The following is a 12,314-nucleotide window of genomic DNA, read 5'->3' as shown; positions in this document are numbered from 1 at the left end:
GAGTAATGGGGTTGTAGCTAATGAGTGCACCCAATAATGAACAAATGGATGACATGGAGCGGGAAATCCGCTCCGATCCAGTCAAGTGGGCCTATTGGAAGTTAAAAGATCCAAAGGGAAACGCTTGGAAGGCCAGATGGTATCAACGGAAGTTAATTAAAGATATTCTTAACGGGTCAAGGCGTCTTGCTGTGCGAATGGGTCGACGGGTTGGAAAGACAGAGACGATGGTTGTATTCTGCCTCTGGTACGCTTTTCACCACCCGAATGCAAGACTACTTATTGCAGCGCCTTACGAAAACCAAGTTCGACTTATCTTCATGCGTCTCAATGAGATGATTCTTGGAGCTGAAGAGATCCACAACGATATCGTATCCAATACAAAGAATCCATTTATGATCGAGTTTGCTAACGGCAGCCGAATCATGGGATTTACGATTGGAGCAAATGCCGGAAGTCAGGCGGGTGCTTCAATACGTGGTCAAAGGGCAGACTGGATCTTTATTGATGAGATCGATTACTGTGACCGAGGCGGTATCGAATCCGTAACAGCCATCGCACTCGAGGATGCAAAGCGGATCGGCATATGGTGCTCTTCCACACCAACAGGTAAGCGAGACTTCTTCTATGAGGTCTGTACAAACCCGAATACGGGATACATGTCTTATCATTTCCCATCAAGCGTCAACCCTTCATGGGATGCCATGATGGAAGGCGAGTTTAGGGCGACAATGACCGATCAGGCCTATATTCATGAGATTGAGGCAGAGTTCGGAGAAGAAACAGTCGGTGTATTCAGTAAATCGGCGGTAGAGTACGCAAAATCGCAATTCATGTATAGCTATAGAGAACTGAACGTCTACGAGCGCGCACAGCTTGAAAAGAACAACGTGGCGCTGGATGACATCATTTACCTCGGACCCTATACTAAAAAGAGATACGCTCCAGCTGCAATTCGAATCGGAGGGGTCGATTGGGATAAATACGGAAGTGCCACTCAAATCGTCATTTCCGAGTTCGATGAGACGCTTAAAAAGTTTAGGCCGACGATTCGTGTTGAGATTCCGCGAGGCGAGTTTACTTTTGATAATGCGGTAAACAAGATCATCGAACTAAATGAGATATATGATCCGAAGTTCTGGTATATTGACCGTGGTTATGGTGAGTATCAGATCGAGGCGCTGCACAAATACGGACAGACCAATCCTGAGAGTGGACTTCACCGAAAAGTGAAAGGCATTGCATTCCAACAAAACATCGAGATTGTGGATCCTGGAACTCGCGAGGTCGACAAAAAAGACGCGAAGAACTTCATGATCAATCAGACGCAGATTCTTTTGGAGCGTGGACAAATCATCCTCTCGCCATTTGATGAAGATATTTGGAAGCAGATGATGAATTACCAGGTGGTCAAGATATCACAATCAGGTAAACCTCAATATACAAGCGAAAACGAGCATGCCCTCGATGCCTTTATGCTAACAGTTATGGGATTCACACTAGAGTTTCCTCAAATCACTAAAATACTAGAAAAAGTCGAAGTTGCAACGCGAAACGTTATTGTTAATAACCGAATAGAAGAGCAATTGTCTAAGAAGGTATTTGGTGGATCAAGAGATGTGTTTCAGCCAAACAGGCAGCAGAGAGAGCGAGAGGCACGCGATAATCCAAACTGGCACATGAATAAGGTGACGGTTGGATATGGAAAGAAGACGGGCTCAAGCCCATGGGGAAGAGGCGGGTCCAGATTTAGTTCTGGAAGAAAGAGCTTTTAAGAGGAGTGATGATACATGATGCAGTCTAACCAGCCTTATCAGAGGGTTCAGAAGAAAGAAAATACGGTTATGGGCGGTGCCTGGACTGGAGCGAAAGCTGGCGGCATGATCGGTGGCGTGATCGGCGGCGCATCCAGTGTTTATGCGCATAGAGTAGGTGGGATTGATAATATTCCGCGAGGTTGGAAGGGCGCTCTTTTAGCTGGAGCTATCGGTACAGGCGCTGGAGCCTTAGGAATGGGAGTCTCCGGCGCTATGATCGGTGGCGGAATTAACGTATTCAGATAATCATTTGGTTCTCTACGCGTAGAGATTAAATTGCACAAGTGGTGCAAGCCAATAGAACAAACCCTGCATTTCTCTTTGGCTAAGCTTCACCCCCATCCCTTTCCCACTGTAGCAGTTCCCCGCTGCTACAGCTACATACTTTGACTACGAGGTGAATTATGGAGGAATTATTCGGAAACGCCGGTGTCGACACCTCCTATGAGCGAGAGATACTAGACTACCATCCTCGCATCGAAAGACCCGACAATTCGCAATATGGCGGTATATCGTCGGATGTTGTTTTAAAAATCGAGCGATCACGGGATTTTACCATAACAAAGAGTCTAATTGACTACGATGAGTTAATTACTAGAATCCAGACTCTATTAGACCTCATTGATGAGAGAAACAAGGGGCAAGCATTCGCATCCTACAAAAAGGCACTCGCTTCTGGTATCTTCTTGGATGTAACGTCATCAGAGGAGCAGATTGGCTCGCACGACGGTTCAGGAGATGCAGAGATCTATTCCATCCTTTCACGAATGAAAGCCTCCTGTTCGCTTCGAAGAGGGTTTATGGACGAATACTATCGAAGCCAGATTACAGAAAAAACGCAGATCGATGAAATTGCTGAAGCTGAAGACAAAAAGATCAGCGCTTGGCTGCAAACCGAGCAAAGGTTCATCCATCTTGATGAGAAAATTAAAGAAGCGTATCGCGAATCGGATCACGAGTCAGGCGCAACAGATTCCATCACGATTTTAGAGAATGAATTATATAGCACCGAAGAGTCCAAAAAGACGCAAGACATGCTCCATACTTCATTTGCTGATGTTGCTTATGTGCATAAGAATCGATACGCGATGTTCTCTCAGATCACAACGCAGATTGAAATGATTCTCAGATTTCCAACATCGATCGTAGGAGTCGGCGTGAAGGATTTTATCATGAACGTTTCTACGGCTCCAGATCTGTCGCTTGTGATCGGTCAGCTCGTATTCAACTTCACACAGTTAACGCAGAAGCAGAGTGAATTGAAAGGTCAATTCCACATGACAGATGACTATAAAGAAGGATTCATCTCGAAAGAACAGTGGTTTTATCAGCAGTTGCAGACAAAAACACAGGTTCCATTGCAAGGATGGCTTTATGATCAGCAAGAGCTGCCTGGAGCTTTTCAATCATTCGCTAATTTGATGGTTGAATCGTTATCTGCGACCAAATCCAAAAACGAATCGGCAATTACGGATCTGCTTCGCTTTTACCAGCAAGAGTCTATATTTTATGACACACAGATGGCCATGATTCAAAAAAAGGAGCTTATTCGACTTTTCCTTCGAATAATCAAGGATTTCAAAGATGTGAAGCCCGTCACTGACGAATGGGCCGTGCAGTATGCAATCACACACGGATACCCCTCTTTATAGGAAGTGTAACGCCTTGCATTTTCAGGATATAATTAAACATGATATTAATGGTTCGAGCGCTGAAAGGGGAGGAGTTCTTGGCTAAACTATTCAATCGTCTAATCGAACGGTTTGGAATCAAGAATGCTACCGCACCCGCGCCAACTTCTGGCGGAAGCTCAGGCGTTGCCATCAACCGTGATCCGAAAGCTACGCAAGTAAAGCGAATTGGCTATCAGATTTCAAATGCCGCAGGCGGTGGCAGCGGGCGAGAAATTCTGGAGACACCGAAGTATGACTTCAACATCATACAGACAGCCTGTGAGCGAGACAGCTATCTTATGCAGACTATGATGAAATATAGTGAACTGATCTTCAAGAGCGGGTATGGTTACCGAACGAAGAATGAGCAGTCCATCGAATATTTGCGTCTTCGCCTAAATATGATGCAGATCGCGACTTTGGTTCCAACAGAGGAATTGTACCATGGTATTGCCGACGATATCGTCAAATATTCTAACTCATTTCTTGTCAAAGCAAGAGCGAAGAAGGGCGTAGGGCTACCACCGGGAATACCGGCGCTTGCCATGCTGCCTGCCAAAGATCCAGTCGCTGGATACTTTAGACTCGCTCCTTACACCATGACGGTGAAGCGAGACATGAATGGTAATGTCACTGGGTATCGTCAAGAGGTGCAAGGCGCCGGCGATCCTATCGACTTTAGACCAGAAGATATTGTTCATATTAAGGTAAATGTCCCTGTTGGTGAGGCCTTTGGCGTGCCATGGGTAACACCGGTTTTGGACGATATACGTCTTCTTCGAAAAGTCGAAGAAAATGCGGCATTGCTGCTGTATCGGCATATCTTCCCACTCTTAGCTTATACCGTAGGTACGGATAAGCCAGGATCCGAAGCATCCGATGAAGAGTTAGAGGCTTTGCGAGCGACGGTCGAAAGCATGCCTACAGATGGCGCGATGGTGCTGCCAGAGCGGCATAAGATTGAAGCAGTCCAAGTGACAGCTATCGACGGTAAGCCGTATCTGGAGTATTTCGAAAACCGTGTATTTTCCGGTCTTGGTATGTCTCAAGTCGATTTCGGCCGTGGTGATACGGCCAACCGAAACACTGCTGACGCTATGGGCGGCAACAAGGCGGATCGGGTCAAAGGATGGCAACAGGCTATCCAAGTGCAAATCGACAAGTACATTATCGAAGAGATCCTAGTTGAAGGTGGATTTGACCCTATGGTTAACCCAGACTTCGACGTAGACTTCGTATTTAACGAAATCGAGCAGGAAATGCGCATCAAAATGGACACGCACGAGATATTCAAGTTTGAACACAATCTACAGACCTGGGAAGAAACCCGTAAAAACATGGGATCAGAGCCAGTGGCGGACGAATCCAGACTATTCTTCCAAATGATTGGCATGCAGCAAGCTGAACACCAGGCAACCCTGGATCAAGCTGCAGCGGCAACCGCTGCAACCGATAACAAGCAACAACCTGCAAATCAAAACGGCAAGAAGAGTGGACCTAAGAGGGCGACAGAAAGTCAGCAAGACAAAGCCTATCGAGAGAACTATCCTTCTCCGCCAGAGATCGCCTATCATCCAAGATGGAGTATTGAGTTTGAAACGCCGCAAGAGAGTGTTTCACGCATTGCTAAAAGGTTTGATTTCTCCCGTGTGGACGAGCTTGTTTCAAGTCTTGAAAGAATCTATGTGCAAATGGAAGAAGATGTTGTTGGCGAGATTGCAAAAAACAACGAGCGTAACACATCGGAGTCCAAGAGTGTTAAAACTATGCTCTCCTCGATCCATTTCGGCAAAGACCGTATGGAGAATCTCATACAAAAAACTGCTCGCCCTGTACTAATAGAAGGTGCAAAAAAGGCAGCAGAGGAAATGAAGCTGTCGAAGACACCGGCGATCAATATGCCGATTGCTCTCCGGTCAGTATGTGAGACAGGACGCGATTCTTTCAACAAGATGGAAGAGACCATCTATAGTCAACTGGCCAGCAGGCTAGAAGGTATGGATGATACGGTCAATATGATCTTGACTGCGAGATCGACATTCCAGGCAATAAAGCACCGCTTACGGGCGATCGCAAAGACAACCTTGCTTAAAACTTACCACTACGGATACGTACTGGCTATGGCGAAGGCTGGAGTCGAAACGATTCACGTCGAGCATGATGGCGGATGCAGCATGTGCTTGGAGTTATCCCAGGAGCCCATTACTTTGGTGTCACTCTCGTCTTATGACGAGTCTGCCATATATACACGCATTCCTCCGTTCCACACGAACTGTGAATGTGATCTAGTTCTCGAACGAGAGGGAGGTGAAAGTTAGTGAAAGTTGCGTACACGCTGAATGAGCATGCAGCTAAAAAACTGGTTCCAAAACAAGTTATCGAGCAGGTCAGAATCACTGCAAACTTGAGTCAGGAGTCGGCTAGTAAGCTAAGTGAAGCAGCACAAGGGAAGAAAAAGAAGCTCTTGGTGCAAATGGAGGCCATCCACGTCGGACGTACGAAAAACTTCACGTTCTACACGAAGGAGGGGCTGAGTGCAGGACTTGAAAGTTGGACGTATCCAAGACCGAAGCCAGTCCTCACGCACCATAATGATTATAACGGAGAGCCGATCGGGCGAATCATCAAAGCAGAGTTTCACGATGTTACACAGTCTGGTAAACCTGGACTCATGTTTACTTGTGAAATCACCGATCCGGAAGCCGTAGAGAAAGTGTTGGACGGACGTTATCAGACTGTCTCAATTGGGGCGACGACAGACAAAGTAACGTGCAACATTTGTGGTACAGATCGAACCGAATCGTGGTGTGATCACTATCCGGGGGAAAGTTATGAAGAGCAAACTGCCCACTTCATAATCGGAACCACATTCGGAAGAGAAGTTTCGTACGTTAACGTGCCCGCAGACGAGTTCGCCGGCAACACACATGTAGAACAAGTAGGGGATGAAGAAGGATCTACTTCCGCTTCTTCTGCCGAATCGGTACACGCGGAGATCTTCCAAATTGCCGAGGGAATGTTTCACAGTATCAGGCAGCCTGAATCCAATCTATTTGGATCGCTGAGTGAATCTATGAAAAACCAAATCAAGAGTCTTCTGACTTTTGAACAAGAAGGGAGCGAAGTTCCAATGAGGAGCGAGCCTGAGCCTGCTAACAAACAGCAAGCAAATACGCCAGTTGCCGAGGGAGAAACACCTGCAGCAACACCGGTAGTTCCAACTACACCTGAAACACCAGTTGCCGAAGGTGCTGGAACAAATCCAGAAACACCAGCTACTCCAGAGACACCTGTAGCAGAGGGAGAGAATACTCCAGCAACTCCAGCTACTCCAACTACACCAGTTACTGAATCTGCAACTGCGTCGCAAATGCAGAACACAATCACTAACTTGGTGGTGGAGAATCAACAAAACAAAACGCTTCTCGCAGAGATGACGACTGAAAACACTCGTCTGCTCAATGAGAACACAGATCTTCATTCCAAGCTGCATCGCATTTTGGCTGAAAAGGTTGTCGATGCAAAAAGACAGCTCAATAAACCAGATGTGGTTGGCGTGGATCATGAAGAGGCCGTTAGTGCACATGTTACCCGCTCCAAAGAGTCGCTGGAAAATTCACTCGCAGATTTGCTTGCTGAATCAAAGAATCCACGCGGCATTGCTGGCAGCGTAGCTAATCCAGGCTACAGCACTGATGAAGCGAACGGCGGAGAACAGCCGAAAGTAATCACAGTAAATGAAGCTGAGGATATCTTGAAAAACATGTTCAATAAAAAAGGCAAGCACGGCAAGTAATCTACCTTGAATAGGAGCTGAAAAGTAATGGGAATGTTCCGTGGCGAATCGAACATTGAAGGATCTAAAACGCAGTACATGCGTTCAAACACGAAACTGCAAGCTGGTACTCATGATTCTCCAGGTGAGAAGTTCATGATTGACCCGCGTCTACCGCGCTTATTTCAATATCACTTCGGTGGTGATGGTTGGGTTGTAATTCCGAAAGGCCGCGCAGTTGCTCCGGCTACTGACAACGATGGCGTTTTGAAAAACGGTCAAATCAAGGACATGGAAGGCGGCGTTATGCGTCCCGTTCTTACCTTGGCAAATGGCGGTGTGGACACTGTAGAAACAGGTCGTGACGGTAACTCGTACACGCGTGCTGCTAACCGTCCAATCGGCGTAGCATACGGCAACCTTTACGAGCAATTCGTTGATGGTTTCAACGGCATGCAGCCTACAATCGAGAATGAAATCTACATCGAGCTTCCGTACATTCCGGTTAAAGCGGATGCGTACCAAATCGAGTGGGGTTCTTTCTACGACACTGATATCTCTCGTCCAGTTAAAAATGGCGATCTTGTTATCTCTGATTCAACTGGTCGCATTATCAAAGCGGACTACGAGAAGCTAAACAGCGACATTGACGCTGCTGCAGATCTTGCTGCACTCAAGCCACTTTTGAAAGAGCAAAGCCGCTTGCAAGAGCAGGTATTTGGTCAAGTATGGTCCGTTGAAACCAACATGGCTCCACAGGGCTGGTTGAAATGGGTTGGCTGGTCTCAAGAGGACATGTATAAAGACGACAAGCACATCAATAACAGCGGCTTCCGTCCAGAAGACATCGGATCACAAGACGGATTCCCAGGCTATCCGTACGAAAAAACGTACGCAAACTGGGACAAAGGGCAGTACAAGCCTAAAGGTATTCCGGGCCTTACAAATGGCTCTAATATCGAAGTGTCCTTCACTGATCAGAAAATTGGCTTGATCCAACCTGGTCAAAGCGGCAAACACAACTTCTATCTATTGAACCTTCCAGCTATCGAAGGATCGGTTGTTATCAAAAAGGGTGGCGCTACAATCACTCCAGACTACATCGATGTTGAGCGCGGCTTGGTTATCGTAGATACAGATAATACTGGTTCGACTCCAGTTGAAATTACGGCAACGTACAAAGCAACTGGCCAAATCCCAGGTATTCCGACTGGTTGGGACTTCAAAGGTTCCATCGGTGCTGTTCGGATTCTACTACAAAAATAATAGAAGGAGGGCGAAAATAAGATGAAAAACGTCAACGAAATGCAACTTTCCGAGCAATCCACTTCCGTCCTAAAACGCATGCAGCGTCAGCTGAATGTAAACGAGGATTGGACACAGATTCCTAAGCAGGAGCTCGTATCCGTTAAAGAAGCCTTGACTACTCAAGATGCTTCCATCCTAATCCCACGCGTTATCACTGGTATGATGCGTGAAGCAGCTGAGCCAATGTATATTGGTTCCCAATTGCTTCAAACGGTTCGTCTTACTGACGGTCGTTCCATTGAGTTCCCTTCGATCGGCGCTATGCGTGCTCATGACATCGGGGAAACACAATCGTACCTAGAAGAAACTGTTGACTTCCAACTGCACCGCACGCAGGAAGTTAAGGTTGGTAAATCAGGTATGGTAGTCCGCGTAACAGATGAAATGATCAACGACAGTCAATGGGACGTGATCGGTATTCTGGTCCGTAAAGCGGGGGAAGCAATGGCCCGTCTGAAAGAAGAAAAAATCTTCATTCAGTTCTCGAACCATGGACATATCGTGTTCGATAATGACATTCGTCAGAAGTACCAAGAAGCGGGTACAACTGGTATGGATATCGAGGGTAACCTCAATAACACGATGAGCACAGAGGACATGATCGACATGTTTATCGCTGTAATGGCGAATGGCTTCACGCCTTCGGACATCATCATGCATCCACTGACTTGGAGTGTATTCTTCAAGAATGACATCATGCAGTCCTTGTCACATGCTGCACTTGGTGGCAGCCAGATCACGAACCTATCCATCAGTCCTGATCAAGTTCAAGGCCGGATTCCGTTCTCGATCAACATCAACTTCACGCCGTTTGCACCGTTCAACTACGAGTCGAAGAAATTCGATATGTATGTTGTTGACCGCAACAATGTTGGTATTCTTTTGGTCAAAGATCCTTTGTCCACAGAACAATTCGACGATCCAATGCGTGATATCCAAACGATCAAGATTCGTGAGCGCTACGGTATTGGCGTATTGAATGAAGGTAAAGCAGTAGCTACGGCTCGCAACCTAGCATTCGAGAAAACGTACCCAGCTCCAGATCGCATCAAAATCGTTTCCTAATGGAAAATGCATAATCAGAGCTGCCGCTCCTGCATAAAGCGGGGGCGGCGCTTTACTTAAATCGAACCATATGGGAGGTATCACAAAATGGCAGAAATTAAAGTAGGCCTAGCGCCGAACAAGACAAGCTTTTATGATACTCAGACCAACACGTATATTACGCTGGATAAGCCATTCACAACAATCACATTTGACGCAGCTTCGACAGTTGATCAAGCCAAACTATCGAAGATTGCGCATGCGTTGTTCTGTCAGTTCCCAGCTCTTGTGTTGTATGAGGGAGAGTTGCCAGCAGAGACTGTTGCAGCATGGAAAGCGAGATACGATGCATGGGGCGGCCCTCAAGCTAGAAAGAGAGCTGATAATACCAATGCAGGAATCAAGCCTAGTATGCAGTCTGCCCATGAAGCAGAGGAGCTAAACCTGTTTACAGCGGCTGACAAGACTGATGAGGCAGAAAAAGAGACTGACAAGGCTGATGAAGTAGGTAAAGAGGATGAAGTTGCAGGTTCTGCGACTAAGGCTTCAACAACTACTAGAGGCGCAAGAAACAATAAATAATCGGGTGGAAGGCAGGGATTATTATGACACTGGAATCGCAGCTATCAAATTTTGCGATTGCCATGCCACAACCCATGCCTTTCGCTGTTGATTTTAAGGATCGAACAAATGACCGGCTACACCGGCATATATCCTTTCCTGGGAGCGATGGCGTCTACCGTATTCGCACGGTCAATACTGGGCGTAACACGGAATCAACAGTGGTGCAAAGGCATGCTGAGACTGCACTGCCACTCGATACAGTGGAAGGTCAAGTCTTCCGAATCAAGGCTGTTCTTCACGCACCCGATACAGGCGTAAGTGAATCCTACTGGTTGACGTTAAATCAAAGCCAGGAGGACGAATCAGAGCGTCTGAATCAGTATCGTGTTCGAGGCATATCGACTGAAAATTGGAAAAGCGACTGGTCTTATTCAGAGCTTAGAACCAATGAGAATGAGCTGGTCATATACGATATGCTTTACGACATTCTGGATCTGGTCTTATCTGTTCGAGACAATGATATAGATGCGCTTCTTACACTTTTGGCAAGCGATGCCTTTCAGTTGTTTTCCGGAAGAGAGCGAGCGGCAATCACCTTCACAAAAGAAGCTGACGAGATTGTGGATCACAATATACTTGATCAGGCGAAATTGGAAGGTCTACAAAATTCTCGACATGAAGAATCGGAAAAGGTTTTAATACAGGAATTATTCCAGCAGATCGGCAAGCATTTGAAGAAGGAGTTCACAGAGTCCTTTATGGCATCAAGCCGTGAGTTCTCGGAACTACTGAAAACGTACCGTATTCAAGATAGGGTTGACCACAACTACAGTGATATAGTCACCTTGATATTCCAAGCTTTCCTTGAAGATCGTGTGGAGAAGGTCGTCAAAAAGGCAACAATCGAGGTGTTCGCTGAAAACGAGGGAAATCAGCAGATTTACTTAGAAGGTGCATTCGAATTGGACGTAAGAGCGGAATTGCTGCGCTCAGCATACGATTTAATGCCCACAGACCGCTTTTTCATGAACCTGAACTCTACGGTACAATTGATCATAGGACCAGTTGCTACAGAGTTTTTCCCTTATCAGCAAGTAGAGAGTATCAGGCAGCAAGCAAGGTTCTTCCGAAATGAAATTGCAGAGGTAATTACGGCTGCTCCTACTGAGGAGCTAGACATCTTCATGCGTCTTTTGGTAGAAGACCTGTATCTTCCTTACCTGCTGGTTGATCAGCGATTCCTTCAGGCCTACATCGATCTTAAAGATGATGCAAGCGAAGTCACCAGTGTTGGTGATGGGGTTGTTGAGTTCGATATGGATACGCCAGAAGGCTATGTTAGACACATGCTGGTTCGGGATATTATTGAGCAACTTATTTCTTCTGATATGCAGCGTGCAACCTTCTTTGGGGAAATGATCGATCGGATGATTACATCTCTAATGGACAACAAGAGGACAGCCATTGTCGACTATAACTTTAGCGAGATGTTTGAAGTGTTTTCCGATCTAGGCGAGTATGCTCAGCATCGGCTCCGTAAGATTGCGAAAGCAATTGAAGAGCAGGGAGAAGTAGGCATGCATGACGCTGCAAATCTTGATATTGATCCCAATCAGTCTTATATGGAGCTTCTACAGACTCATATTGATGAAGAAGGGCGAATTGTGGCACAGCCGAGTGTTCGTTTGACGGATGCATTCACCTTTGACATACAAGACGACGCATTTGTAGATCCAACCATTCGGACTTATGCAAGCGACATCTTAGGTCTTTCCATGAACGAGGGTGCTGTATTTATCTCTCCGAATAAAAAGATTGGCTGCAGCGAAGAGTTGCATGTGGAATCATCATCAAAAGAAAGTTTATATGAAGAAGCAGGGCAAGAGGTCTATGAAACACTTTCTACTAGACTAATAGACAGAATGAATCCCCTCTACAGGCTTAATCCTTCTGACAGCTATCAGCGTGTATTCCGTGAAAAGAAAAATGTTCACTTACACCCGAAACTTTACGATCGATACCAGATTACAGGAAGAGAAATCGTCCGATATGTTCTTGGTGATGTGAGTAAAGATGGATGGCCAGTCGGCAAGTTCATTCTAGGCGCAAATACTTTGAAATAAGGAGTGACAT

Annotated in this window: 9 protein-coding genes; all 9 read left to right on the top strand. The window is 46.2% G+C overall.

Annotated features, from left to right (window positions below; genetic code table 11):
• Nucleotides 1–20: 20 nt before the first annotated feature.
• Nucleotides 21–1,775 (top strand): terminase large subunit domain-containing protein, encoded by a 1,755-nt coding sequence (locus AC0YN6_RS17500; RefSeq protein ID WP_475748363.1) that lies wholly within the window; start codon nt 21–23, stop codon nt 1,773–1,775.
• A 15-nt stretch (nt 1,776–1,790) separates the two neighbouring features.
• Nucleotides 1,791–2,063: a hypothetical protein gene (locus AC0YN6_RS17495; protein ID WP_475748362.1), complete on the top strand. Its 273-nt coding sequence runs from the start codon at nt 1,791–1,793 to the stop codon at nt 2,061–2,063.
• Nucleotides 2,064–2,221: 158 nt separating this feature from the next.
• Nucleotides 2,222–3,469 (top strand): hypothetical protein, encoded by a 1,248-nt coding sequence (locus AC0YN6_RS17490; RefSeq protein WP_475748361.1) that lies wholly within the window; start codon nt 2,222–2,224, stop codon nt 3,467–3,469.
• A 77-nt stretch (nt 3,470–3,546) separates the two neighbouring features.
• Nucleotides 3,547–5,808: a hypothetical protein gene (locus AC0YN6_RS17485; protein WP_475748360.1), complete on the top strand. Its 2,262-nt coding sequence runs from the start codon at nt 3,547–3,549 to the stop codon at nt 5,806–5,808.
• Complete coding sequence (locus tag AC0YN6_RS17480) at nt 5,808–7,286, top strand: hypothetical protein (protein WP_475748359.1); 1,479 nt, start codon at nt 5,808–5,810, stop codon at nt 7,284–7,286. Before AC0YN6_RS17485 ends, AC0YN6_RS17480 begins: the two co-directional genes overlap by 1 nt.
• 27 nt (nt 7,287–7,313) lie before the next feature.
• Entirely contained in the window at nt 7,314–8,531 is a 1,218-nt protein-coding gene (locus AC0YN6_RS17475; RefSeq protein ID WP_475748358.1) for a hypothetical protein, read from the top strand.
• Between the two features lie 21 nt (nt 8,532–8,552).
• A complete protein-coding gene (locus AC0YN6_RS17470; protein WP_475748357.1) occupies nt 8,553–9,638 on the top strand; it encodes a phage major capsid protein in 1,086 nt (361 codons plus the stop codon).
• An 87-nt stretch (nt 9,639–9,725) separates the two neighbouring features.
• Entirely contained in the window at nt 9,726–10,199 is a 474-nt protein-coding gene (locus AC0YN6_RS17465; RefSeq protein ID WP_475748356.1) for a hypothetical protein, read from the top strand.
• Nucleotides 10,200–10,222: 23 nt separating this feature from the next.
• Nucleotides 10,223–12,304, top strand: coding sequence for a hypothetical protein (locus AC0YN6_RS17460; protein WP_475748354.1), 2,082 nt, complete (start codon nt 10,223–10,225; stop codon nt 12,302–12,304).
• Nucleotides 12,305–12,314 lie beyond the last annotated feature (10 nt).

It is taken from the genome of Paenibacillus sp. J22P15 (assembly GCF_056269345.1).
The sequence above is the reverse complement of the archived record's forward strand: the minus strand, read 5'-3'. Positions and strand labels throughout refer to the sequence as shown.